Raw genomic sequence first — 24,967 nt, 5'->3', positions numbered from 1 at the left:
CAAAAACAAAGGAGAAAGGCAAAGTGACTAAACATTTACGACTAATTATCAATTTACTTATCATTTGTTTCCTACTGTCTGCACTGGCTCTGATAATTCCGCCATCTGCGGGGGTTACAACTGTAATTATTGACCACAACATAACAGATACCAATTTGGGGATTGGTACTGTTGTTTACAGTCATCCTGTAAACACAAATCGCCTGGATGAGGGAGATCAGCTACTCGACTTTTCTGACACTTCTGTTCACGTATCCAAATTTACAGGAAAAGAAGGTTTGTTCAAAGCCAAGGAAACTGCAGAGAAGGTATATATCACGGTTCCTCTGATCGGCTACATATCCATAGCAGCACATTCTTTTGAGGGAAGAATTATCTTATGCTTATTATTTTCTGCTCTGGTTGTATTGTATATCCTGTCCGGAATTTTGAAAAACGATGAAGAAGACGATATGAAGAAAATCAGGGCGCAAAATCTACTGGAATTCGCCAACAGTAAGTCCTTTAAGAACGCAGATTCTGACACTTCCGAATTTCTGGAATCAACTGAACACAAAGATCAGCGTCCGGCATCTGATTCTTCAGAGATCATTTCAGACGACGAAACTCTGGCGAACACAATTCAGGAGGCACTGGAAAAAGAAATCGACAGAAACTTCTACATTAAGAATGAGGACAATATGCCAGAAGACATAAATATGAGTAAAGCAAAATCTGTAACTATACCTGAGAATATGGAGATACCTTCTTTGAACTATGGTGATATCATGGAAAAGCCGAATGTTAATAACACCTCCGGCATAAGCAGCAGACCAAAAGAAACTATTTCCTGCCGTGAAAAAACAGTCGCCCTGGCACGTGAAAAGGATCTTTTGTGTCGTCAGGCGGCTCAGCTTGTGGAAGATGGCGATATCATCTATATCGATTCCGGCACAACCTGTCGTAACATGATTGACTATATCTCTGATAAGAATGTTACAATCATCACTAACAGCTTGCGTGTAACTGCAAGGGCAACCGAATATTCAAACCTTAATGTAATATCTCTCCCCGGAAAACTGAAGACCGATACACTCTCTTTGGTCGGTACCGATTGTCTGGAATACTTCAAGAGGTACAACATTGGAAAAGCTTTTCTGTCATGCTCAGGCATCTCTGTGAAAAATGGTCTTACAATAGCTTCTGCCGAAGAATATATAATCAAAAAAGCAGTAATTGAAAACAGTCAGGAAAATTACCTTTTGGCCGACCACTCGAAATTTGGGAAGGTTTCCCTGATGACTTATGCAAAGTTGGATCAGATACAATCGGTCATTACAGATCATATTCTTCCCAAGGAATATCAGGAACAATGTGATATAAACAATATCGATCTTCTGATCAGCTAAACAAAATTTATTGATTTGAACTACAAAAGGCCGCCGCACTCAAATATCTGGTGCAGCGGCTTTTTGTTGCCTAAAACACGATCTTACAGGAACCATCTTTCTTTATCTGAATATCCGAATCGTAAAATGCACTTGCCATCCTGACCAGATATTCGGTATCACACACGCCGGCCGTCTCATAGGGAGAGTGCATGGCCAGCTGAGCAAGTCCGATGTCCGCCGTATGTATGGAAAATTGTCCGTTTGAGATATTACCCAGCGTGGAGCCCCCTGGTATATCAGAGCGGTTCACAAACGTCTGAATGGGAACATTGGCCTGAGCACAGATACTTTTAACCACAGCGGCACTGAACGCATCTGTCGTATAATGCTGATTAGCATTATATTTTAATACAACACCACCATTGATATATGGCCGATTGCTCTGATCCGTCTTATCCTGATGGCTGGGATGTACGCTATGAGCGTTGTCCGCAGAAAGCATGAATCCGCAAGCCTGCGCACGCAGATACTCTTCTTTCGATAAATTCATTGAAATTGCGATTCGTTCCAAAGTGTCTTTCAAGAACGTAGATGCAGCTCCCTGACGCGTCAGGCTCCCTACCTCCTCATTATCCAGAACGCAATGAACAATCACATGATTTTTATTTTTGCTCGATTTAAAAGCCTTCAGTGAAGAGTATACGCACTGGAGGTCGTCAAGTCTGGAGCTCGAAACAAACTCTTCTTTTCCACCCCATATGCTCCCTTTCATCCTGTTATACAGATAGACATCCATGTCGAGAACCTGATCGGGTTTTACACCGGCTTCTTTGCTTAAGATGTTCATCAGCGTGCCTTTACTGTCCGCCCCTCCGAATAGCGGAAGCATATCAATCTGAGGATTATAACTATAACCATCGTTGGCTTTTCTGTTCATATGGACCGCAAGATTCGGAATCAGCACCAGATCGCGGTCTATCTTGATAAGGTGCGGGGTAATCTGGCCTTTATCATCTACAGCAAGCAGTCTTCCTGCCAGTGAGAGAGGGCGATCAAACCATGGTGCCATCATCATCCCGCCATACTTTTCAACGTTTAATTTCACGAAATGATCCTCTACATCAATCTCGGGATTTGATTTCAGCTTGAAAGTCGGTGAGTCGCTGTGACTGGCCATGATCTGAAAACTTGTTATCATATTCTCAGGAATCACAAAGGCAATCAGCGATGATCCGTTACGCGTCACATAATACTTTTCGCCTCTTTGAAGATTCCATGATTTTTCTTCGTAGATGTGTATAAAACCGCAGTCATCAAGTTCCTTTTGCATAGTTGAAACAGCATGAAAGCTGGTTGGACTGTTTTCCACAAACTTTAATAAACCATCTGTTATTTCTCTGCTCATCTTTGATCTCCCATAAAGAACATTGCCACGGTGCCGGGCCCCGCATGAGCGCCGATCGTGGATCCGATTGTATTGATTTCTATCTTTTTTATAGATGCATATTTTTTTTGCAGCAGATTTTTTACATATAACGCATCCTCTTCACAGTCTCCATGGCTGATGTAAATAACATCATTCTTATCTCGATAGCTTCCCAGACGTTCATCCATCATACTTACAAGTGACTGTAATGCCCTTTTGCGCCCTCTCTCCTTGCTCAACAGTATAAGATGTCCTTCATCGTCAACATGAAGCATCGGTTTGACATTGATTACTGTGCCTAAAACTGCACTTACTTTGGATACCCTCCCCCCTCTGTGAAGATGCATCAGATCATCTACCGTGAAGACATGGCAAAGATTTTTCTTGTGATACTCTACCCACGAAGCTGTCTCATCGATACTTCTTCCTTCACGTTTCTGTTCCAGTGCTTTCCATAAAAGAAGCCCCTGTCCCATAGAAGCACAGAGCGTATCTACAACAAGGATCTTATACTGTGAATTCTCTTCCATCAGTTCCTTCGCTGCGAGGAAGCAGTTATTGTATGTACCGCTTAACCCAGAAGAAAATGACAGATGAAGAATGTCATAACCTTTTTCAAGAATTGGTCTCCACAATTTTTTTGCATCCTCTATATTGACCTGTGAAGTAGTCGGCATGGTTCCGTTTCTCATCCGATCGTAAAACTCTTTTGGATCAATATCATTTTCTTTATTATATACAATATCTCCCATGGTACAGGGAAGATATGAATACTCCACACCATTTTCTTCATAGAAACTATAAGGCATATCACATGTATTTTCTGTGGTGATCACATACTCTCTGCTTTTTTTCATCTTATTATTCCCTCCTCTGATCCTTTGAGTACTTCCAGCGCCTTATCCAGCTGAACATCTTCTGATGAATTCTCCGGAAGGTCGACGCTGACATCCGGCGAGATTCCTTTTCCATTGATATTATTACCCTTAGGGGTAAAATAATGCGAGACTGTAAGCTTAAGAGCCCCTCCTTCTTTCAGCTGATACGTATCCTGCACAACACCTTTTCCATAAGTGACAGTTCCAACAACAGTTCCAATTCCATAATCTTTCACCGCACCTGCAAAGATCTCTGATGCGCTGGCAGAACTTTTGTTTACCAGCACTGCCAGCGGGATATCAATCGGATTTTTCCCATCACATTTCTGCTCTTCTCGGTTTTTGTACTTATCTTCTGTGTAAACAATCACCCCTTTGGGAAGAATCTGACGCAGTGTATCACAGACACCGGTTACCAGACCGCCGGGATTGCTTCTGAGATCAATCACCAAGCTTGTCATTCCTGCTTCATTCAGCTTCTTATATGCGCTTTTGAACTGATCTGAGGTGACACCTGTGAATTCTGATATCCTAATATAGCCGGTATTATCCGGCAGCATCTTTCCCGATACTGACACCGCTTCTACCTCTTCGACCGTTACATCCGTCTGATAAGAAGCACTGTCTCTTTTCAGTGTCAGTGAAACAACATCCCCTTCTTTGATTTTCGAAATCCTGCTGACAACCTCCGTTACAGACAACTTTGTAACATCTTCGTCATTTACCCTGAGGAGAATATCGCCTGGTTTAATCCCCGCCTTAAAAGCCGGTGTATTCTCAAAAACGGATTCTATTTGTATCTCTTTGTTATTATTTTTGGAAATGGCAACCCCGACACCGGAATAATGTCCACCGGCGGACTGCATAATCTTCTCATACTGTTCCTGTGTGTAGTAAGTCGAATATTTATCCCCGAGACCCTGAACAAGACCTGCACACATATAATCCGTGAGCGTGTCATCATCTATTTTACCAAGATAGCTTTTGTCGATCGAATAGTAAATGTCGGCAATTTTCTTCCTGGCGCCGGCCTGTGTAGGAGTCATATTCCCGTGTATGAGATAACCGCGGTTTTGAACTAAAAAAAGCGCACCCAAAACGATAAGTGTCGTCAATATTCCAAGGATAAAACCTTTTAGCCCGTCATTTGATTTTTTATTATCGCGCATCCTGACTCCTTCATATATACGATGAGCTGCCTTCAATACCATACTCTTTGGAATTGAGACAGCTCTAAGCTATTAAACCTTTAAATGTTTTCGAATCGTAAATATACTTCCTAATAAGCCAATACCCATACCGAGCAGAAGTCCGACCGGAAGTAATGTATGGAAAACCTGTGTCACCGGCATTAATCCATTCATAAAGTCGGCAATCATATGGAATTTATTTAATATATATGTAATTGCCTTATTATACACATAATACCATATTGCCAGGGGGACTGCGGAACCCAACAGTCCGATTAAGATACCTTCCATCAGGAAAGGAAGTCTGACAAACAGATTCGTCGCACCGATCAGTTTCATAATCCCGATTTCCTCTTTGCGCACGGAAATTCCAACTGAGACGGTATTGCTGATCAGAAAAACAGATACTGCGAATAGTATTCCGATAATCACAATAGATACGTAGCCGACCAATTTGTTAATGGTAGACAGTGTTTTCGTGGCTTCCTCAGACTGGTTCACCGCGCGGACACCGGGAAGTTTTTTTATAAACTCTTTCAGTGTGCTCTGCTGCTCCACCTTATTTACATAGACTTCGTAACTTGACGCATTCGCAAGAGGATTATCATTCTTGAATCCTTCTGCCGCCTCAGGATGATCCTTAAAGTATCTTTCCTGATATCTCTTCCATGATTCATCTGCAGATACATACTTTACATCTTTTACTTCCGGGCGAGCCTCAATCTGATCTCCAATCCCGTCAATTGTGCCCTGATCGGTTCCCTCTTCAAAGAATACAACCATGGAAACGCCCTCTTCGACACTTTTTATAATATAATTAAAGTTTGTCAGGACAGAGAAAAACAGACTGAACAAAAAGATACAGGCACTCATGGTTGCAATCGATGCAATCGAAAACATCTTGTTTCTCCAGATATTCTTTACACCTTGTTTGATACTATAACCAATTGTACTAATCCTCATGGTAGATACCTTTTTCTTCGTCGCTCACTATGACGCCTTTCCGCAGCCGAATCACCCGCTTCTTCATCGCATTTACAATTTCACGATTATGCGTGACGACGAGTACAGTAGTACCACGTGCATTAATTTCCTCAAGCAGCTTCATAATTTCAGTTGATGTCTTCGGATCCAGATTTCCTGTAGGCTCATCCGCAAGCAGAATATCCGGACGATTTACCAGTGCCCTGGCAAGTGCTACTCTCTGCTGCTCGCCACCGGATAACTCTCTTGGCAGAGATCTGTATTTCTCAGCAAGACCTACTAATGTCAGTACTTCGGGAACCCTTTTTCTGATCACACGGCCCGGTTTCTCAATCACTCTCTGCGCAAATGCTACATTTTCATAAACATTGCGGTCCTTTAGAAGGCGGAAATCCTGAAATACAACACCCACACCACGGCGGTATTTGGGAATCTTTCTTCTCTTCATCTTGCTTAATGTCTGTCCGTTTACTTTTATGATTCCGGAAGTCGGTTCTAACTCTTTTAATAAGAGTTTGATTAGCGTTGATTTTCCGGAACCGCTGTTTCCCACAACAAAAACGAATTCCCCTTCATCTATGTGTAAGGATATGTTATCAATAGCCGGCTGGCCTCTCTCATAACTCTTACTTACACCATCTAATGTAATCATTATATTCCTCCTAAAAAAACTCTGGGGTTAATGCTGCACATAAATTTAATAATCCAGAGTTTCCATGTACTTCATATACCGCACGACCATCAACGCAATCTTGAACGTGATCGCATCTTCAAATACGCGCAGATCCAGTCCTGTACTTTTCTGCAGTTTATCCAGACGGTATACCAATGTGTTTCTGTGAATATACAACTGTCTGGATGTCTCTGATACATTCAGATTATTTTCGAAAAACTTATTGATTGTAGTCAGTGTCTCCTCATCAAAATCATCTGGGGATTTATCGACGAAAACCTCTTTGATAAACATCTTACACAGTGGTATGGGCAGCTGATAAATCAGACGTCCAATTCCTAGTGAACTATAGGCAATGACATCCCTTTCCTCAAAGAATATTTTTCCAACATCCAAAGCCATCCGCGCTTCCTTATAAGAGCGTGAGACATCTTTTAATTCCTTAACGATGGTTCCGTAGGCAATATGAACCTCATGATTTTCATCACGGCCCAGTGTATCAAGGACCGAGTTAGCAATCCTGTTCATCTGAGTATAATCATCATCTTCGGCCAGTTCCTTGACTATAATGATGTCTTTTTCATCGACAGCGGTGACAAAATCACCGGATTTATTACCGAATAGATTTCTGACATTCTCCAGTGTTCCACGATCCTTGTCAGGATCACTCTCCAGAATAAATACGACTCTGCGTGCTTCTGTATCAATATGAAGCTTTTTTGCACGGTTATAGATATCGACCAGCAACAGATTATCGAGCAGCAGATTCTTGATAAAATTATCTTTGTCAAAGCGCTCTTTATAAGCCACTAAGAGATTCTGCAGCTGGAATGCCGCCAGCTTTCCAACAAGAAAGATATCCTCGTTGTCACCCCTGGCAATTAACACATATTCTGCCTGGTGTTCATCATACACCTTAAAAAACTGTAAGCTTTTCATAGACTGAGAATCAGCCTGTGATTCGGCAAAATTCTCAACCTCTTCTTTACTGATCTCCTCTTCAGGAAATGTAGACACGAGTACATTACCCTCCACATCCGTGACAGCGAGTTCTGCTCTCGAGATCGACTTAATGCCTTCGATTGTATTTTGCAGTATCTGATTTGAAATCATAACTTTTCCCTCTTTCGACTATATAGTAATGAAGCGTGATCTTTTTATCCCATTGTAACATACTCTACATTTTAATACAAAATACCCCAAAAATAAAGGGTAAATATTTACAAATGTCATATGTTTTCGATAAAACCTTCTCCCAGAACTTCTTTTGCGTCCGTTACGATAACAAAGGCATTCGGATCCAGTTTCATCACAATATCTTTTAGCTCAACAATTTGTTTCTTTCCGGCCACACAATAAAGCATGGTGCGTTTATTACCCGTATACATGCCTTTTGCATCAATGCCGGTAACCCCCCGGTTTACCTTTAGCATCAGCTCACTGGCAATTTCCTCCGGTTTCTCCGTAATAATGTATGCAGATACCGCAAAATGAAGACCTTCTATTAATGTATCAGTAAGTTTCGTCATCACGACAATTGAAATCACCGCATACAGTGCTTTGCTGATCCCAAATGCGTATACACCGCTAAGTACAATAATTCCATCGATCACCTGCATAACCTGTGCGATCGTATAATGCCGGAACTTTCTTTGAACCAGTGCAGCCGCCATATCTGTTCCACCTGTCGTTGCATGTCCGATAAAGACGAGACCAATTCCCAATCCCTGCAGTCCACCCCCGAACACAGCAGAAAGCAGCAGATCATCCGGTGCCAGTGAACCCGCAGGGATCAGGTAAAGCCATGCAGAAAGTGCAGCTGCGCCAAAAAGTGTTTTACCCAGAGATCTGGCTCCTTGTATTTTAAATCCAATTAAAAACAACGGTACATTTAATACCGTCGTAGAAAGCCAGATCGGTATCCCGTCCTCAATAAACTCTCCGGTCAAAGACTTAATCACAATTGCAAGACCCGAAAATCCTCCTGTTACCAGCCCCGCCGGATCCAGTATCAGATTGATTGCCAGAGCCATCAAAGCCGTTCCGATAATTATGAGCAGATAATCGGAATATCTGCTCTTTACAAACCCAGACTCTTTCATATGTCTTCCTCATCATCATCTATATCAGACAATCATATGATTCTCTTCCTTATATTTTGCCACCATTCGTTTGAATGCATTCTTCCTTAATAGTGTGCTCCAGAGGCTCACTTTTAAACCTGCATTTGACTGAATAAATGGCTGTTTTCCAAGACAAAGCCACAGTTTAGAGTTCAGCTGACTTTTATTCTCAAACGCGAGCATGTCCTGGCGAAAGCCGGAAAGTCCACTTACAATCACGTCAACCGTAAGACTGTTGATCTCATTCATATATTTTTCAGGCGAAGCATCGTCTTGTACAACCGCTTCACCGACAATCTGAATCCCGGGATAATCATTATGCAGATAGTTTCTTAAGCCTTCGACCTCTTCTTTTGTCTCACCAAGAGCGAAGATCTGTTTCTGATTCTGAATCATAAAATCAAAAAAAAGTTCTATAAATTTGTTGTTTTGAACTTCTTCCTTGATCGGTCCCATTAAGATATCTGCGGCTTTTAAAATCTCATCATCTCCGATGACGGTGAGATCCATATCTTCTATATACTTCTTCCACACAGGATCTCTCCTGGCAAGCATCAGAGTACTCATGGTCACCACGCTTACCATATCCATGCGGTCACTTTTCATCATTTCTGCTATTCGATTCATAGATGATTCTGCATCCATATAATCTATATGCACACCTAACACGTCAATTTTATTGCACATATGCCTCACTTTCCAAAGGTACCTAAAAACCTTTCCAACGACACTCCGATTAATTATACCAGAAAGAATCAAAAAACACAAGAATTGAAAAGCAGAGGACATTTTCCGGAAAAACAGTCAAAAGCTTTCCGATAGGTATAAAGACAGTGTCCCTATATAATCGGAAGGCTTCTTCATCCACAGTTGATATGACACATATGAAATAAAAATCAGACTTCAAACATTAAGTCGCCATATGATGGCATCGGCCACATCTCCTTATCCACGATCATCTCGAGACGGTCAATGGGACTTCGAAGAGTGTTCATAGCTTCCATTACAACATCGTGATAGTATCTCGCCCGCGGTGCTCCCTCGGGCAGCGAACATGCTTTTGTCTCTGTCTCTTTAAGGTTCTTTAACGCTCTATTCGCTTCTGTTAAGAGCAATGATGTCTTACACAGCAGTTCGGACTCGACACTCACTTCACAGACACCGGCATTTTTTATCGCGATTATAGTTTCACTGAGACTCTTTTCGTATTTGATAACGGCTGGTATAATCTGTTTCGAGGCGATATCAATCATAGTTTTTGCTTCTATATTAATAGTCTTTGAGTAATTCTCATATTGAACCTCTGCGCGAGAATTAAGCTCTGCCTTCGTAAAGACATGGAATTTTTCGAACATGGTGACCGTATCCTCTTTCAGAAGTTCCGGGATGGAATCCACCATAGATCTTATATTGGCCAGGCCTCTTCTTTCGGCTTCATCAACCCACTCCCTGGAATATCCATTCCCATTGAAGATAACTCTTTGATGCTCACTTAGGTTTTCCTTAATCAGATCATGAACCGCATCTACAAGATTTTTGGAGTTCTCCAGTCTGTCACAGGCATCACAGAAAGCTTCTGCCACGATTGTATTCAAAACTGTATTTGGCATCCCGATCGAATCTCTGGACCCCACCATTCGAAACTCGAATTTATTACCTGTAAAGGCAAAGGGTGATGTCCTGTTTCTGTCTGTTGCATCTGTTGAAAGATCGGGCAGCGTCCTGACCCCTGTGTGAAGTGTTCCACATTTTTTACTTCTGGTGGCATTTCCGGTGCTGATTAGCTGTTCCACTACATCTTCGAGTTGTTCCCCGAGGAATATGGATATGATTGCCGGCGGTGCTTCATTTGCCCCAAGTCTAAAATCATTTCCCGGATCGGCTGCTGATTCGCGAAGTAGTCCGGCATGTTTGTCAACCGCACTGATAATACAGCTTAACACCAGAAGAAATTGTATATTTTCGTGAGGTGTAATGCCCGGATCCAACAGATTAATCCCGTCATCTGTCGTAAGTGACCAGTTATTGTGCTTTCCAGAACCGTTCACCCCTGCAAATGGTTTCTCATGAAGCAGACACTTCATTCCATGCTGACAAGCTACTCTTTTTAATGTCTTCATAATAATCTGATTATGATCGACTGCGATATTCGCCTCCGTATAGATAGGCGCAAGTTCGTGCTGTGCAGGAGCCACCTCATTGTGCTGTGTCTTCGCTGAAACGCCCATCTTCCACAACTCAATATTGACATCTCTCATGAATCCGGCAATTCTCTGACGAATCGTTCCAAAATAATGATCGTCCATCTCCTGACCTTTCGGCGGCATGGCTCCGAATAAGGTTCTCCCCGTATAGATCAGATCTTTTCTCTGAAGAAACTTTTTGGCATCCACCAGAAAATATTCCTGTTCCGGACCTACAGACGGAGTAACCTTTTTTGATGTTGTATTTCCAAACAGTCTTATCAGGCGAAGAGACTGCATATTAATTGCTTCCATAGAACGCAGCAACGGTGTCTTCTGATCCAGTGCTTCACCAGTATATGAGCAAAAAGCAGTCGGAATACAAAGTGTTGCCCCTGCCGCGTCCTGACGAACGAATGCAGGAGAAGTGAAGTCCCATGCCGTATATCCCCTCGCTTCAAAGGTTGCACGAAGTCCTCCAGAGGGAAAAGATGATGCATCTGGCTCTCCCTTAATGAGCTCTTTTCCGGAAAAGCTCATGAGCACTTTTCCTCTTTCATCCGGCGCCGTGATAAAAGCATCATGCTTTTCCGCTGTGACCCCCGTAAGCGGCTGAAACCAGTGAGTAAAATGAGTTGCACCCTTTTCGATTGCCCAGACTTTCATCTCGTGGGCTATCATATCGGCTGTATCAAGATCCAATTCTTCATCATTTGCAATTGCATCTTTTAATCTTCTATAAACCTTTTTGGGCAGTCTTTCCTGCATAATGGCATCGTTAAAAACATTCTCTCCAAAAATTTCAGCTACGTTCACATTCTCCTGCATACGCATATTCTCCTCTCTGTTTCGATACATCAAAAGGGCATTCTACACCATTCGCAGAACGCCCTCGTCTATCAACTATATACCTGCCAAACTCAATCAGGCTTTACCAACTGAGCCAAAAAGTTCCATCTTTTCTTTCACTATTTCCTGTATTGCCTCTATTCCGGGTGCCAGTAGTTTTCTGGGATCATATCCCTTTCCTTGACGGTCTTTTCCCTCTTCAATGTACTTTCTGGTTGCCTCAGCAAAAACCAGCTGACACTCTGTATTCACATTGATCTTGGATACCCCCAGATCAATGGCCTTTTTAATCATGTCGTCCGGTATTCCGGTTCCGCCGTGAAGTACAAGTGGCATCTCGCCTGTCAATTCCTGAACTGCTGCAAGTGTCTCAAAGCTCAACCCAGCCCAGTTATCCGGATACTTGCCGTGTATATTGCCAATACCGGCAGCCAACATATCAACTCCCAGATCAGCAATCATCTTACATTCTTCTGGATCAGCGCACTCGCCGACACCAATTACACCATCTTCTTCTCCGCCTATAGCTCCAACTTCTGCCTCAAGTGACATTCCCTTTTCAGCACAAATCTTCACGAGTTCTCTTGTCTTGGCCACATTCTCATCGATTGGATAAGAAGAACCATCAAACATAATAGAAGAAAAACCTGCTTCGATACACTTATAACATCCTTCGTAAGTCCCGTGATCAAGATGTAATGCTACCGGAATCGTGATGTGAAGTTCTTCTATCATAGCCTTAACCATCGCTGCAACGGTCTTGAAACCTGTCATATACTTTCCAGCACCCTCGGAAACACCCAGAATAACCGGGGATCTTAATTCTTCAGCGGTGAGAAGCACAGCTTTTGTCCACTCCAGATTATTAATATTAAAGTGTCCGACTGCGTAATGCCCTGCTTTTGCTTTTTGCAACATATCTTTTGCTGATACTAACATTGCTTCCTCCTTGTAATTTATAATATTAACATCATGCTGACATGAATTTTCCTTGTTTGTTTGGATCTATTATAACCTAAATGAGGGAATTTGCCAACAAAAAAATAATCCATTTTATAAGTTTTTTCCGTCGTTATCTTTTCCATTGTGATTGATGATCACTTCAAGTGCATGTTTTTTTGTAAAGATTTTCACGGCGGTATGTTCTCCTCCGAATTCCCCGTCCAGTGTCCATGCCACTTTCTCGGGTGATTCAATCTCGATATAATCGGTCTTGAAGTTGTCTATCAGATCCGTCTTATCCTCAGCGGTGATCAGAGACGTAATAATCTCGTTGAGCTCAATCGGATTTTTGGGATTCCGTATTAGAGTCACCTCGAACAGGCCATCGTTGAGTTTAACATCGGGTCCTACAAGATTCTTAAAACCTCCTACAGAACGTGCATTCGTGATCATTCCATAGATGTATTCTCCCTCCAGTGTCATCCCATTACAATTCACTTTCATATGGGCAGTAGGAACATTGAAGATTCGTTTGCTCCCTTCCAGAAGATATGCAAGGTGTCCTAATACATTCTTCAGATTTTGGTCTGTCTCATATGAGACATCCGTAAACAGGCCAAAAGCGGCAATATACACAAAGTTCTTTTCATTAAATACACCCACGTCGCAGGAATACAGATGTCCCTCTACAATATCCTTTGCCGCACGGACCATATTCTTAGATATTTTCAGACTGTTGGCAAAATCATTCGTACTTCCCGCCGGTATGTATCCCAGTGGTACCTGAGCGGAAGCTTCCATCAGCCCATTCACAACCTCATCGAGAGTTCCATCGCCTCCGCTGCATACAACCAGATCGACTTGCTGTGCAAGTTCCATTGTTTTTTCATATGCGTCAGCTGCTTTCTGCGTTGGATGAACAATAACTTCAAAGTTATGCTTGACAAAGATATCTATAATCTCGAATAGTTTACTGCGAATCTGTCCTTTTCCGGCCCTGGGGTTAAATATGAATAAAAGCTTTTTTTTCTCCATTGTATAACTCCTTGAAAGAGAAAAAGAGCGAACAACTGCTACGCTTTCGTTCACTCTTTTGACTCAACCTTGTTAGTTGATGTATAAAATATTACACCAATTCAATAAGAACTTCCATGGCAGCATCGCCTTTACGCTCTCCGATTTTAATAATACGAGTATATCCGCCATTGCGGTTTTCATACTTCGGTGCAATCTCATCAAATAATTTAGCGGCCATATCGACTTTTTTTGTGTTTTTCTTCTTCTCTTTGTTTTCTTTCGGAACCTCAGTAACCGGATATAAAACTTTCATCATCTGACGTCTGGCATGAAGTCTGGACGGGGAATCTTTTTTGATTTCCTTTTCCACCTCATCGTAGACGGTAATTTTCTTTCCGTCTGCAACTTCTTTCACACGTTTTCCGTCAGCATCCTTTTTCGGAACCTTTGCTGTTACGGTTACTGTCTCATAGTTATCTTTTTCGCGAACTGCAAGAGCGATCAAATCCTCTGCAATTTTACGAATTTCTTTTGCTTTGGCCTCCGTTGTACGGATCTTTCCATGATAAAGCAGATTCGTCACCTGATTTCTGAGCAATGCATTTCTCTGATCAGATGTTCTGCTCAGTTTTCTATATTTAGCCATTATTTTCCTCCATTTGTGGAACGCATATGCCATGCTTCTTCGGTCTTACTGACACAGCGCTTATTTCTACAAACAATTACTGTTCTTCGCCAGGGCTAAGCTCCAACCCCAGTTCCTTTAATTTTGCAAGAACCTCTTCTAAAGACTTACGTCCAAGGTTACGAACTTTCATCATATCTTCAGGGGTTTTATTGCAAAGTTCCTCTACTGTATTAATACCGGCACGTTTCAGGCAGTTATAAGAACGAACAGATAACTCAAGTTCATCAATGTTCATCTCAAGAACCTTTTCTTTTTCATTGTCCTCTTTCTCTACCATAACCTCTGCAGTTTTTGCATTCTCAGAAAGATCAATGAACAGTTTCAGGTGTTCGCTTAAAACCTTTGCTGCAAGACTCACTGCCTCGTCCGGATCGAGAGTCCCTCTGGTGTAAACATCTAAAGTAAGTTTATCAAAGTCGGTTATCTGGCCGACACGGGTATTTTCTACGGAAAGATTCACACGTTCTACCGGTGTATAGATCGCATCTACTGCGATTACACCAATCGGCATATCCTCTGTCTTGCCCTTATCGGCGCTCACATAACCTCTGCCTTTTGTGATTGTCAGTTCCATATAAAGCTTACAGTCCGCACCGCCGCTTAAATGAGCGATCTCCTGGTCGGGATTCATGATTTCAATATCCTGATCCGCCTGAATGTCAGATCCTCTCACTACGCCGTCACCTTCGTACTCTATATAAGCAATTTTGGCTTCGTCAGTCTCGCTCGTATTCTTAATAGCAAGGCTCTTCAGATTCATGATAATCTCTGTAACGTCTTCCTTCACTCCTGGAATGGAGCTGAATTCGTGCAGTACGCCCTCGATCTTAACCTGGCTGACTGCGGCACCCGGCAGAGATGAAAGCATAATTCTTCTAAGAGAATTACCAAGTGTTGTACCGTAACCTCTTTCCAGGGGTTCTACTACAAATCTGCCGTATCTTTTGTCTTCAGAAATCTCCGTAATCTCAATTTTCGGTTTGTTAAAATCAAACACTCGAAAGCCCCTCCTTATAATATTGATTGGCTTGTTGCTATTGTTTACTTAGAGTACAATTCGACGATCAGCATCTCATCTACAGGGACATCAATTACTTCACGAGCAGGAAGTTCTTTAACAGATCCTTTCAGTGTTTCCTGATCTGCATCCAGCCATTCCGGTACCAGACGTCCTCCTGTCATATCCAGAATATCTTTATATCTCTGACAGGATTTTTTGTTTTCTCTTACTTCAATTACATCTCCCGGATGAGCCTGGTATGATGGAATATTAACCGTTCTGCCATTCACGGTAATGTGCTTATGATCAACGATCTGTCTCGCTTCTTTTCTCGTTCTTGCAAATCCAAGGCGGAAAACAACATTATCCAGACGCATCTCCAGAAGTGTCATCAGGTTAGCACCTGTCTGTCCTGCCATCTTATCTGCTTTTTTATAGTAATTACGGAAAGGTTTTTCCAGTACTCCGTATATAAATTTTGCTTTCTGTTTCTCTCTCAATTGAAGTCCATACTCAGACATCTTACGATTCGAGCGTCTCAACTGACGTGTGGACTTTTTATCAATTCCCAAATAAACCGGATCCAACCCTAAAGATCTACATCTTTTCAGAACCGGAACTCTATCTACTGCCATTTGCTATGACCTCCTAATTAGACTCTTCTACGTTTTGGTGGGCGACAACCATTGTGCGGTACAGGTGTAACGTCACAGATACTGGTGACTTCCAGACCATTCGCCTGTAATGCACGAATTGCTGCTTCGCGTCCTGAACCAGGTCCTTTTACGAACACATCTACAGTTTTCAATCCATGTACCAATGCTGCCTTTGTTGCAGTTTCTGCTGCCATCTGGGCTGCATAAGGAGTAGATTTTCTTGAACCTCTAAATCCCAGACCACCTGCACTTGCCCATGAAAGAGCATTCCCAGCTGTATCAGTCAGTGTAACAATCGTATTATTGAATGATGACTGGATATGTGCCTGTCCGCGTTCAACGTTTTTCTTGACACGACGTTTTGTCGATTTCTTTGTCACTTTTGCCATAATAAAAACTAACCTACGCTTTCTATTTACTTGTTATTTCTTCTTGTTCGCAATTGTTCTCTTTGGTCCTTTACGGGTTCTGGCATTTGTCTTAGTTTTCTGCCCACGAACCGGAAGTCCTTTTCTATGGCGGATTCCACGATAGCATCCGATTTCCTGAAGTCGTTTGATATTCATAGCAACTTCACGACGCAAATCACCTTCTACTGTCTGAGTCCCATCGATGACATCACTGATCTTTTTAACATCGTCATCTGTAAGGTCTCTGCAGCGGATATCCGGATCCACCCCAGCTTCTTTTAAAATTCTGTCGGCACTGCTTCTGCCTATACCATAGATATAAGTCAGGCCGATCTCAACACGTTTGTCTCTTGGTAAATCTACACCAGCTATACGAGCCATGTACGTTTTCCTCCATTATACTAATATTTTCCTAATTGGGATACGATACATCTGTATCCAGCCGCGCCTCACACGACCGTTCTCTTTCGCACAAAATGAATGTAAAAGAGTATTAAGCAATATTATAAGGGGATACTATATGCATCCACCGGGGTGTCATGATTACAATTATTTTAATCATGTCTTACTTTATAATATTATCAGTCGACAACACCTCCTGGTGAGTCAACTGCAGCCGCACTTAATAATTGTTTCAAGGATGTTCGTTCAACTAAACTCGCATTTTATGCTCGTTAAGGTTCACGAACGACCTCGTACTAAACTCAAACTTCGCCACTAGGCTCGTTTTTATTAAGTACTTCCGGTCATCCCTGACGTTGTTTGTGTTTTGGATTCTCACAAATGATTCTTACTTTGCCTTTTCTTCTGATCACTTTGCACTTCTCACACATTGGCTTTACTGAAGATCTCACTTTCATGATGAATCCTCCTTTCTTAAATAAAACAAATAAGTTTCGTTCTTTCAATACGTTTTCTGGCGGGTTAGTCCAAAAATGCGCACAAAAGATCGCTTTATATTATATCATTGAAATTCAAGGATTGCAAGTACATTTTTACAAAAGCGGACTGTCCGAACCGAGTCAGTAAGATTCGGCCGGGCAGCCCTGTTTTTTTAAGAGATATTTATCTGGCAATCTGTTGTCTATTTACCAAGCTGACTGTTGTTATTACCGGATGTGGATTCAAAGATCTCAAGCATATTAATGGGATCATTGTAATCTGCGATCCATCCTTCACGCTGGAAGTCATAGACACCATTCTTTCTTTCTTCCTGGAATACAGACCACTCTTTTGTTTCAACGTCTACATTAATTCCGATCTGAGCAAGATCCTGCTGAATTGCTTCTGCGATCTTAACATTTCCAGATCCTTCATTGACCGCATAGGTCATATTGATCGGTGTGCTGGAGGATAACATCTCTCCGTCGAATTCGAAACCTGCCTTCTTGAGAAGTTCGATAGCACCTTTAACATCGACCTTATTCGGATCGTAGTATCCTACATTTTCTTTGTCCGGATATGTGTAATCATCATCGTTCTTGCGGAATTCTTCGCCACTACCGTCTTCCATAGCTGCAGGAACAAAGGTATTCGCAAGCTCCTGATCCGCCTGTGCAACAGTATCAACGATATATTGGCGATCAATCAGTAAGGACATCGCATGCCTCATATCGGCTGCTTGCTGAACTGTTTTGCCTTTAAACAAATCGCTGTTTACATTGAATGCACAGTAATAGGTTCCGAGATTCGGAATCACATGATACTACGGTGTATCTTTGACATTCTTCATCTCATCTGTCGGAATTACATCGGCATAATTCAGGGATCCATCTTTGAACGCATTAAAGATCGCTGTATGATCATCACTCAACATAAGCTGAATCTCCTCAATAGATACCTTATCTGCATTATAGTAATTTGGATTCTTCACATATAACATAGATTCATTATGTTTCCATTCTTTTAAGAGGAATGGTCCCGAACCAACAAACCCTGCTTCCAAAGCCCATGCACCCGGGTTTGAATCCGCTCCTTCTGCAGCTTCAACACTCTTCTGCGGTACAGCGAAGAATGCCGGGAATGCAGCCAGGTCGAGAAAATACGGACAGGGAGCGACAAGTTTAACGGTAAAGGTCTTTCCGTCTTCCGAAGCTTCTATATCGAGCTTGCCGTCATCTTTCTTATTAATAATATCTGTCAGATAGGAATAGTCCGCTCCTGTTTTAGGATCTGCGAGACGGTTCCAGCTATACTCAAAGTCTTTTGCGTTCAGCGGATCACCATTCGACCATTTCAGGCCGTCTCTGACTGTGAATGTATAGGTAAGTCCGTCTTCTGACATTTCATAGTCCTCCGCCAGATCCGGAACATGCTCACCCTTGTCGTTAAAAGTATACAGTCCGGAAAATCCCATGATTGAGAGAATTGCCCCATCAACTGCAGAGTTCAGCGCAGGATCCAACTTAGCGGGTTCCGGTCCGAGGTTCATTGACAGTTTATTGTCTGGTGCCTGTGCATACTGGAAAAACTTATATCCAAACAAGTTGGCATATACTCCTGTGACATCTGTACTCTGCAAATAGTTTTTATTGTAATAATACAACGGGATTGCCGTCCATGTATCCATCAGCATATCCTCTGCTTCGTGCATCATTGATTCACGTTTAGCCGGATCTACTTCTCTTCTGATATCATGAATAAGCTTGTCAAACTTATCCCAGGCCGGTGCAGCTTCGCTAGATGGTCCGTGTTCTTCAGAAACAGCCGACGTACTGCCAGCGGAGCTATCCTCCGATTTGCTATTCTCCGATTTGCTGGCCGAAGATTTGGAACTTTCTCCATTCGAATTTCCGCATCCTGCCATGGCAGATCCAAGAACCATAGTTGTGGCAAGTAACACTGCTATGATACGCTTTTTCATAAAAATCTCCTCCTTTATTCGCCTTAAAAGCAATTTTTTAAGGTCTATATTAGATGATTATACCTTAATTCTTCCAAAAAGGAAAGTCATAATTTCACCTAGTTGAACTTTACTTGTTCCAACATGCTACCTGATGTCCATCGCCGCGCTCGGTCAGCTGTGGGCATTCCTTCGCACACTGTTCAGTCGCATATTTGCATCTGGTACGAAAAGCGCATCCTGTAGGCATATGCAGGGGGCTTGGGACATCACCCTCCAGAATAATTCTGTGACGTTCTTTTGCTTTCCTGGGATCTGGGTAAGGAACCGCTGAGAGCAGTGACTGTGTATACGGATGAATCGGATTCTCATTCAGTTCATCTGCATCTGACATCTCCACAATTCTCCCCAGATACATAACCGCGATACGATCTGAGATGTGATGAACAACCAGCAGATCATGGGCAATAAAAAGGTATGCTACACCAAGTTTTTTCTGCAGTTCATCAAACATATTGATTACCTGCGCCTGAATGGATACATCCAGTGCACTGACCGCTTCGTCGCAGACGATAAACTTTGGGTTCGTAGCCAGAGCCCTTGCGATTCCGATTCTCTGTCTCTGACCACCGGAAAACTCATGAGCATATCTTGTTGCATGTTCAGCATTCAGTCCCACAAGCTCCATGAGTTCCAAAATTCTGTCTCTTCGCTCACCTTTAGAATGATACATCTTATGGACATCCAGTGGTTCACCGATAATATCTTCTACCGTCATTCGGGGATTTAAAGAAGAATACGGATCCTGGAAAACCATCTGCATATCTTTACGCATATGCCCTATGCTCTTCTCATCAACCCTCTCTCCGTTAAAAAACACATCACCATCAGTGGGCGCATACAACCTGAGCAGAGATCTGCCTGCAGTTGTCTTTCCGCATCCGGACTCTCCGACAAGACCCAGTGTCTCTCCTGGCTTTATCGCAAATGATACGCCGTCTACTGCCTTAAGCGGAACTTTTTTCGCGAATCCTACTTTTATCGGAAAGTACTGCTTCAGATTACTAACTTCAATCAGATTATCTTTATTTGGTATATAATCTTTATTCATGTTGAGCGGCTCCCTCCTTCGCTTCCATCGCTTTTTTTATATTTAGCCAACAGGAAGCATAATGTCCGTCCGGAAGCTGCATCTCCGGCGGCTGCTCGTTCAAGCAGATCTTCATTGCACTCTCACACCTCGGACAGAATGCACAGCCCTTGGGCATGTTCAGCAGGTTAATTGGGGTTCCGGGAATTGGGTGAAGTTTTTCTCCGATTTTCTCTACATCAGGGATAGAACTTAGAAGCCCTTTTGTATACTCATGGGAAGGGCGATAGAAAATATCCTCCGCTGTACCACGTTCGCATACACGTCCACCGTACATCACAATGATCTCATCACACATATCAGCGATGACCCCGAGGTCATGGGTGACCATGATAATCGCCATACCCATCTTTTTCTGAAGATCCTGCATGAGTTCCAGAATCTGAGCCTGAATCGTAACATCCAATGCCGTAGTAGGTTCATCAGCAATCAAAATGTCCGGTTCACAGGCAAGAGCCATAGCGATCATAACTCTCTGTCTCATACCGCCTGAAAATTCAAAAGGATATTGTTTTATACGTTTCTCTGGTTCATTGACCCCTACCAGAGTAAGCATTTCTACAGCTCTGTTTTCAGCTTCTTTTCCTTTTCTGGATGTGTGTAGCTCAATCGCCTCTTTCAACTGGTTTCCTACAGTAAATACCGGATTCAAGCTGGTCATGGGATCCTGAAAAATAATGGAGCAGCATTTTCCGCGAAAGTCCCTCATCTGTTTTTCAGAAAATTTTGTAATATCTTGTCCTTTATATAACACTTCTCCACTGTCAATCTTCCCATTTGCCTCAAGAATCCGCATAACGGAATAGGCAGTGACACTCTTTCCAGATCCAGATTCACCAACAATACCCAGAATCTTTCCTTTATCGAGATCAAAGGATACACCATTTACAGCTTTGACTTCTCCCTTTTCTGTTGTAAAGGAGGTGTGCAGATCTTTTACAGATAATATATGTTCATTCATTTTTTACCTCCTCAATTTTGGATCAAATGCGTCGCGCAGACCATCACCAAGCAAATTGAATGCCAAAGTAATCAGGGCAATCATAATTGCCGGGAAAATTAGTTTATAGGAATAAGTGGTAAGTCCTGCTCTTGCCTCATTTGCCAGAGAGCCAAGTGATGGCATCGGCGATTTTACTCCGAGTCCAATAAAGCTCAAGAAACTCTCTGTAAATATAGCGGATGGAATCTGTAGTGCTGCCGATATAATAATAACGCTGATACAATTTGGAAGAATATGTTTTCGTATAATCCTTCCTGATTTTGCCCCACTGACCTGCGCTGCAAGAACATATTCATTCTCCTTTACCGTGAGTATCTGTCCTCGTACAAGCCGTGCCATACCTACCCAGTACAACAATCCAAATACTATAAAGAGGGATATCATGTTTGTACCCAATTTTTGCATAAATGGAAAACTGTTTACATCCAGAATTTCATTGAGTACTACAGAAAGCAGTATGATCATCAATAAATCAGGGACCGAATAAATCACATCTACGATACGCATCATAACCATATCCACTCTTCCGCCGAAGTATCCTGAAATACTTCCATATAGAACTCCTATCAGCAGAACCAGAATACTTGCAATGATCCCGACAGTCAGAGAAATTCTGGTGCCGTAAACGACACGCACAAAATAATCACGACCCAGTTCGTCAGTACCCATCAAGTGAGGAAATACCTTTCCTCCCTTTTTAATGTATTCTTTTTCCAAGTCTGAATGCTTTAAAGGTGCCATATTAGATGCAGACTTATCACGTACACCGTCAACAGTGATAATCTGTGAATACTGATAAGGAATAACGTGAGGCGTGATGATGATCATAAGTACAATTAGAATCAGCACAATGATGCTTCCCATCGCAAGAGGATTTTTTTTGAGTCTTTTCATCCCATCTTTGAAGAAAGAGGACGAATTGCTCATTACTTCCTGCTGGTGTTTTTCTTCATCCGTAGCTTTTTCAAACTTCTGTAAATCAATCTGCATACTAAATGGAGATTTTTTAGGCATTTGATCTATATTATTATTTGTGTTGTCCATCTTTTGTTTTCCTTCCCTAATCCAAGTTGATTCTCGGATCAATGATTTTGTATACGATATCTGTAATCAGATTCATTGTTACCATCAAAACCGCCAAAAATATTGTCACACCCATAATTAATGGATAATCTCGATTCGTAATACTGTCAACAAATTTCGACCCCAAACCGCCAATTGTAAAAATTTTCTCAATAACAAGGCTTCCGGTTAAAATCGAAGCAATCATAGGTCCCACATAAGTGACAACAGGAATTAGCGCATTACGCAGCGCATGTTTAAACAAAACCTTCCAACTTGCAACCCCTTTTGCCTTTGCTGTGCGGACATAATCTTGTCCCATAGCATCCAACATACTGGTTTTTGTCAGCCTGGTGATATAGGCCATCGGATAAGCCGCAAGTGAAATAACCGGTAATATATAATTTGGATTTTTCGGATTCCATACTGGTATCCATTTTAACTTAATACAAAAAGCCAGAAGTAATAGTGATGCCAATACAAAGCTTGGCAGTGCAGATATTAATGTAGATAAAAATATAATCAGCCTGTCCGGTAAATGATTTCTTGTAAGAGCAGCACTACTCCCAAGAATCACCCCAAAAACAACAGCAGTTATAATTGCCATCGCACCCAGTTTAGCCGATACTTTAAAGGAAGTTGATATCGTTTTTCCTATATCACGACCTGTTTTCGCTGATACACCAAAATCGCCGTGTAATATGTTCTTCATGTAAATTATAAATTGCTGAGAAACCGGTTTATCAAGGTTAAATCTCTTTTCCATCTCTGCCTTCACTTCAGGTGAAATGGCTTTTTCTCCGTCGAATGGCCCGCCGGGAATGGCATTCATCGCAAAAAACGTGATACCACATACGATAAACAACGTGACCAAAGCAAGAACAATTCTCTTACCCACATACTTCGTCATTGGTACTACTCCTTTTCTTTTTTATACATTTGTCTTTACTAGATGGACATATGAATTTAAAAAAAAATCCAATCCCTTGGATTTTCAGTTTTCTGATTATGATTCACACCCTAAAAAGTATGAAAAACGTCTCATGAAGCCAAATTAATTATGCTCTTGATTCCGGTCAACAAACTCTATTATAGCCTTTTTGCTTCTATACGTCAATCTATTTTTGTCAAGGAATCCTGACAAATCATACCATAGAGGTATACAACGCCTTCATAACAGTATGTATAACTTATCGGAAGGAAAGCAAGCGGCTTATGAAGGCATTTGCTTTCCTTCCGATAAGTTGATGAATCGTCTAAAGGCTTTAAATTATTTATCTCTCCAGATAATACGTCCTTTATCCAGGTCATACGGTGACAGCTCAATGGTCACTTTGTCTCCCGGAAGGATACGGATATAATTCATACGGAGTTTTCCACTGATGTGAGCAAGGACAACATGCTTATTCTCCAGTTCTACTTTGAACATAGCATTGGGAAGTTTCTCGAGCACTTTGCCTTCCACTTCAATTGCATCTGATTTTGACATTCTTAAACCTCCTTGGTTTTCATTGCTTTGATAATATCTTCATCAAGGATTGGGCTTTTTGCTGCAATCCTCTCACCTATAATCTCAGACAGCTCTGATTCATGTTGGATGTGTTTTCTTTTCTTTTTCTTTGGACGAAGCACAGTATGGTTTTTTCCATCTGCCAGATAAAGATACTCATCGTCTGTTTTAATGATAATATATAGTCTTCCTTTATCATGTCCTGCAAGGCTTCTTGCAAACATGCCAACGCTGGGATCTCTCATGGCCTCACCTCACGTGTGTCAAAGTCAGGATCTCAGGCTCATCCTCAGTAATCAGAATTGTATTCTCATAATGTGCTGAGAGTTTTCCATCTGCTGTGACAACTGTCCAGTCATCATCCAACCAGTAAATTTCAGGACTTTCCTGTGTTATCATAGGTTCAATTGCAAGTGTCATGCCCGGCTGCAGACGAATTCCACGGCTCTTACATGCAAAGTTCGGAATCATCGGGTCTTCATGAAGATGTGTACCGATTCCATGACCTGTAAGATCTCGAACAACACCGTATCCAAAGCTTTCTGCGTAATTACCAATTGCTGCCGATATCTGATGCAAGTGATTCCCTGCTTTTGCCATCCTGATTCCTTCGAAAAAGCTTTGTTCTGTAACTTGTATGAGTTTTTCTGCCTCATCGCTGATCTCTCCTACTGCATGTGTACGTGCGGCATCGGAATGATATCCTTTGTAGATAAGGCCAGCATCAAGACTTACGATATCGCCTTCTTTTAAGATGCGATTCTTTTTTGGAATCCCATGTACAACTTCTTGATTGACTGATACACAAATAGATGCAGGATATCCTTCATAATTAAGGAAGTTCGGTGTACATCCAAAACTGCGGATAATCTCTTCACCTAGATGATCAATATCCCAGGTTGACATTCCCGGCTTAATAGCCTGACCCAGTTCGTCATGGACCTTTTCCAACAGATGTCCCGCATATCTCATCAGCTCAATTTCCCTGGCATTTTTAATAGATACAGACAT

The 24,967-nt window shown here is 41.9% G+C and carries 25 protein-coding genes and 1 pseudogene; 1 reads left to right on the top strand and 25 read right to left on the bottom strand.

All coding sequences use genetic code 11. The features are described from left to right. Positions 1-23: 23 nt before the first annotated feature. The gene (locus INP51_RS02190; RefSeq protein ID WP_193736128.1) at positions 24-1,388 is read left to right on the top strand and encodes a DeoR/GlpR family DNA-binding transcription regulator; all 1,365 of its coding nucleotides are present in this window, start codon (positions 24-26) and stop codon (positions 1,386-1,388) included. 70 nt (positions 1,389-1,458) lie between these two features. On the opposite strand, the gene INP51_RS02185 is transcribed toward INP51_RS02190, so the two are convergent. The 25 genes and pseudogenes from INP51_RS02185 to map all read right to left on the bottom strand — a co-directional run bounded on the left by INP51_RS02185 (position 1,459) and on the right by map (position 24,967). Continuing rightward, positions 1,459-2,775 carry a M18 family aminopeptidase gene (locus INP51_RS02185; RefSeq protein WP_193736127.1) on the bottom strand — a complete coding sequence of 439 codons (1,317 nt, stop codon included), beginning with the start codon at positions 2,773-2,775 and terminating at the stop codon, positions 1,459-1,461. Beyond that, on the bottom strand, positions 2,772-3,653 hold the full coding sequence (locus INP51_RS02180) for a DegV family protein (protein WP_193736126.1): 882 nt from the start codon (positions 3,651-3,653) through the stop codon (positions 2,772-2,774). Before INP51_RS02180 ends, INP51_RS02185 begins: the two co-directional genes overlap by 4 nt. Then, positions 3,650-4,843 (bottom strand): S41 family peptidase, encoded by a 1,194-nt coding sequence (locus tag INP51_RS02175; protein WP_193736125.1) that lies wholly within the window; start codon positions 4,841-4,843, stop codon positions 3,650-3,652. The genes INP51_RS02180 and INP51_RS02175 overlap by 4 nt, the downstream gene beginning before the upstream one ends. Before the next feature lie 72 nt (positions 4,844-4,915). After that, the gene (ftsX, locus tag INP51_RS02170; RefSeq protein ID WP_193736124.1) at positions 4,916-5,827 is read right to left on the bottom strand and encodes a permease-like cell division protein FtsX; all 912 of its coding nucleotides are present in this window, start codon (positions 5,825-5,827) and stop codon (positions 4,916-4,918) included. Continuing rightward, entirely contained in the window at positions 5,817-6,500 is a 684-nt protein-coding gene (gene ftsE, locus INP51_RS02165) for a cell division ATP-binding protein FtsE (protein WP_193736123.1), read from the bottom strand. Before ftsE ends, ftsX begins: the two co-directional genes overlap by 11 nt. 45 nt (positions 6,501-6,545) lie before the next feature. Then, on the bottom strand, positions 6,546-7,634 hold the full coding sequence (locus INP51_RS02160) for a PucR family transcriptional regulator (RefSeq protein ID WP_193736122.1): 1,089 nt from the start codon (positions 7,632-7,634) through the stop codon (positions 6,546-6,548). 116 nt (positions 7,635-7,750) lie between these two features. Further along, entirely contained in the window at positions 7,751-8,623 is an 873-nt protein-coding gene (locus INP51_RS02155; protein WP_193736121.1) for a YitT family protein, read from the bottom strand. 24 nt (positions 8,624-8,647) lie between these two features. Next, on the bottom strand, positions 8,648-9,331 hold the full coding sequence (locus INP51_RS02150) for a WecB/TagA/CpsF family glycosyltransferase (RefSeq protein ID WP_193736120.1): 684 nt from the start codon (positions 9,329-9,331) through the stop codon (positions 8,648-8,650). 209 nt (positions 9,332-9,540) lie between these two features. Then, positions 9,541-11,655, bottom strand: a complete 2,115-nt coding sequence (locus tag INP51_RS02145; protein ID WP_193737201.1) for a glutamine synthetase III family protein — start codon at positions 11,653-11,655, stop codon at positions 9,541-9,543. 96 nt (positions 11,656-11,751) lie between these two features. After that, positions 11,752-12,615, bottom strand: a complete 864-nt coding sequence (fba, locus tag INP51_RS02140; protein WP_193736119.1) for a class II fructose-1,6-bisphosphate aldolase — start codon at positions 12,613-12,615, stop codon at positions 11,752-11,754. A 114-nt stretch (positions 12,616-12,729) separates the two neighbouring features. Continuing rightward, positions 12,730-13,653, bottom strand: a complete 924-nt coding sequence (locus INP51_RS02135) for a diacylglycerol/lipid kinase family protein (protein ID WP_193736118.1) — start codon at positions 13,651-13,653, stop codon at positions 12,730-12,732. A 91-nt stretch (positions 13,654-13,744) separates the two neighbouring features. Continuing rightward, positions 13,745-14,281: a bL17 family ribosomal protein gene (locus INP51_RS02130; protein ID WP_193736117.1), complete on the bottom strand. Its 537-nt coding sequence runs from the start codon at positions 14,279-14,281 to the stop codon at positions 13,745-13,747. Between the two features lie 76 nt (positions 14,282-14,357). Then, positions 14,358-15,320, bottom strand: coding sequence for a DNA-directed RNA polymerase subunit alpha (locus tag INP51_RS02125; protein ID WP_193736116.1), 963 nt, complete (start codon positions 15,318-15,320; stop codon positions 14,358-14,360). A 44-nt stretch (positions 15,321-15,364) separates the two neighbouring features. Beyond that, a complete protein-coding gene (rpsD, locus tag INP51_RS02120; RefSeq protein WP_193736115.1) occupies positions 15,365-15,958 on the bottom strand; it encodes a 30S ribosomal protein S4 in 594 nt (197 codons plus the stop codon). A gap of 17 nt (positions 15,959-15,975) precedes the next feature. Continuing rightward, positions 15,976-16,368 carry a 30S ribosomal protein S11 gene (rpsK, locus tag INP51_RS02115; protein WP_193736114.1) on the bottom strand — a complete coding sequence of 131 codons (393 nt, stop codon included), beginning with the start codon at positions 16,366-16,368 and terminating at the stop codon, positions 15,976-15,978. A 33-nt stretch (positions 16,369-16,401) separates the two neighbouring features. Then, positions 16,402-16,770, bottom strand: coding sequence for a 30S ribosomal protein S13 (gene rpsM / locus INP51_RS02110; protein ID WP_193736113.1), 369 nt, complete (start codon positions 16,768-16,770; stop codon positions 16,402-16,404). Between the two features lie 365 nt (positions 16,771-17,135). Next, on the bottom strand, positions 17,136-17,249 hold the full coding sequence (rpmJ, locus tag INP51_RS02105; protein WP_193736112.1) for a 50S ribosomal protein L36: 114 nt from the start codon (positions 17,247-17,249) through the stop codon (positions 17,136-17,138). 224 nt (positions 17,250-17,473) lie between these two features. Beyond that, a pseudogene (locus INP51_RS02100) lies at positions 17,474-18,745 on the bottom strand (peptide ABC transporter substrate-binding protein). A gap of 616 nt (positions 18,746-19,361) precedes the next feature. Further along, positions 19,362-20,342 carry an ABC transporter ATP-binding protein gene (locus INP51_RS02095; protein WP_193736111.1) on the bottom strand — a complete coding sequence of 327 codons (981 nt, stop codon included), beginning with the start codon at positions 20,340-20,342 and terminating at the stop codon, positions 19,362-19,364. Further along, a complete protein-coding gene (locus tag INP51_RS02090; protein ID WP_193736110.1) occupies positions 20,335-21,342 on the bottom strand; it encodes an ABC transporter ATP-binding protein in 1,008 nt (335 codons plus the stop codon). The genes INP51_RS02095 and INP51_RS02090 overlap by 8 nt, the downstream gene beginning before the upstream one ends. Before the next feature lie 3 nt (positions 21,343-21,345). After that, entirely contained in the window at positions 21,346-22,428 is a 1,083-nt protein-coding gene (locus INP51_RS02085; RefSeq protein WP_193736109.1) for an ABC transporter permease, read from the bottom strand. Positions 22,429-22,444: 16 nt separating this feature from the next. Then, positions 22,445-23,356: an ABC transporter permease gene (locus tag INP51_RS02080; RefSeq protein WP_193736108.1), complete on the bottom strand. Its 912-nt coding sequence runs from the start codon at positions 23,354-23,356 to the stop codon at positions 22,445-22,447. Between the two features lie 360 nt (positions 23,357-23,716). Then, positions 23,717-23,935 carry a translation initiation factor IF-1 gene (infA, locus tag INP51_RS02075; protein ID WP_193736107.1) on the bottom strand — a complete coding sequence of 73 codons (219 nt, stop codon included), beginning with the start codon at positions 23,933-23,935 and terminating at the stop codon, positions 23,717-23,719. A gap of 2 nt (positions 23,936-23,937) precedes the next feature. After that, positions 23,938-24,201, bottom strand: a complete 264-nt coding sequence (locus tag INP51_RS02070) for a KOW domain-containing RNA-binding protein (protein WP_193736106.1) — start codon at positions 24,199-24,201, stop codon at positions 23,938-23,940. A 4-nt stretch (positions 24,202-24,205) separates the two neighbouring features. Then, positions 24,206-24,967, bottom strand: a complete 762-nt coding sequence (map, locus tag INP51_RS02065; RefSeq protein WP_193736105.1) for a type I methionyl aminopeptidase — start codon at positions 24,965-24,967, stop codon at positions 24,206-24,208.

The sequence above is a fragment of the Blautia liquoris genome (genome assembly GCF_015159595.1).
GTDB lineage: Bacteria > Bacillota > Clostridia > Lachnospirales > Lachnospiraceae > Novisyntrophococcus > Novisyntrophococcus liquoris.
The sequence above is the reverse complement of the archived record's forward strand: the minus strand, read 5'-3'. Positions and strand labels throughout refer to the sequence as shown.

Bases quoted from the DNA above. Each gene is read 5' to 3' on its own strand.
- INP51_RS02185 (WP_193736127.1), bottom strand. From the start codon at position 2,775: ATGAGCAGAGAAATAACAGATGGTTTATTAAAGTTTGTGGAAAACAGT.
- INP51_RS02180 (WP_193736126.1), bottom strand. From the start codon at position 3,653: ATGAAAAAAAGCAGAGAGTATGTGATCACCACAGAAAATACATGTGAT.
- INP51_RS02175 (WP_193736125.1), bottom strand. From the start codon at position 4,843: ATGCGCGATAATAAAAAATCAAATGACGGGCTAAAAGGTTTTATCCTT.
- ftsX (WP_193736124.1), bottom strand. From the start codon at position 5,827: ATGAGGATTAGTACAATTGGTTATAGTATCAAACAAGGTGTAAAGAAT.
- ftsE (WP_193736123.1), bottom strand. From the start codon at position 6,500: ATGATTACATTAGATGGTGTAAGTAAGAGTTATGAGAGAGGCCAGCCG.
- INP51_RS02160 (WP_193736122.1), bottom strand. From the start codon at position 7,634: ATGATTTCAAATCAGATACTGCAAAATACAATCGAAGGCATTAAGTCG.
- INP51_RS02155 (WP_193736121.1), bottom strand. From the start codon at position 8,623: ATGAAAGAGTCTGGGTTTGTAAAGAGCAGATATTCCGATTATCTGCTC.
- INP51_RS02150 (WP_193736120.1), bottom strand. From the start codon at position 9,331: ATGTGCAATAAAATTGACGTGTTAGGTGTGCATATAGATTATATGGAT.
- INP51_RS02145 (WP_193737201.1), bottom strand. From the start codon at position 11,655: ATGCAGGAGAATGTGAACGTAGCTGAAATTTTTGGAGAGAATGTTTTT.
- fba (WP_193736119.1), bottom strand. From the start codon at position 12,615: ATGTTAGTATCAGCAAAAGATATGTTGCAAAAAGCAAAAGCAGGGCAT.
- INP51_RS02135 (WP_193736118.1), bottom strand. From the start codon at position 13,653: ATGGAGAAAAAAAAGCTTTTATTCATATTTAACCCCAGGGCCGGAAAA.
- INP51_RS02130 (WP_193736117.1), bottom strand. From the start codon at position 14,281: ATGGCTAAATATAGAAAACTGAGCAGAACATCTGATCAGAGAAATGCA.
- rpsD (WP_193736115.1), bottom strand. From the start codon at position 15,958: ATGGCAGTAGATAGAGTTCCGGTTCTGAAAAGATGTAGATCTTTAGGG.
- rpsK (WP_193736114.1), bottom strand. From the start codon at position 16,368: ATGGCAAAAGTGACAAAGAAATCGACAAAACGTCGTGTCAAGAAAAAC.
- rpsM (WP_193736113.1), bottom strand. From the start codon at position 16,770: ATGGCTCGTATAGCTGGTGTAGATTTACCAAGAGACAAACGTGTTGAG.
- rpmJ (WP_193736112.1), bottom strand. From the start codon at position 17,249: ATGAAAGTGAGATCTTCAGTAAAGCCAATGTGTGAGAAGTGCAAAGTG.
- INP51_RS02095 (WP_193736111.1), bottom strand. From the start codon at position 20,342: ATGAATAAAGATTATATACCAAATAAAGATAATCTGATTGAAGTTAGT.
- INP51_RS02090 (WP_193736110.1), bottom strand. From the start codon at position 21,342: ATGAATGAACATATATTATCTGTAAAAGATCTGCACACCTCCTTTACA.
- INP51_RS02085 (WP_193736109.1), bottom strand. From the start codon at position 22,428: ATGGACAACACAAATAATAATATAGATCAAATGCCTAAAAAATCTCCA.
- INP51_RS02080 (WP_193736108.1), bottom strand. From the start codon at position 23,356: ATGACGAAGTATGTGGGTAAGAGAATTGTTCTTGCTTTGGTCACGTTG.
- infA (WP_193736107.1), bottom strand. From the start codon at position 23,935: ATGTCAAAATCAGATGCAATTGAAGTGGAAGGCAAAGTGCTCGAGAAA.
- INP51_RS02070 (WP_193736106.1), bottom strand. From the start codon at position 24,201: ATGAGAGATCCCAGCGTTGGCATGTTTGCAAGAAGCCTTGCAGGACAT.
- map (WP_193736105.1), bottom strand. From the start codon at position 24,967: ATGTCTGTATCTATTAAAAATGCCAGGGAAATTGAGCTGATGAGATAT.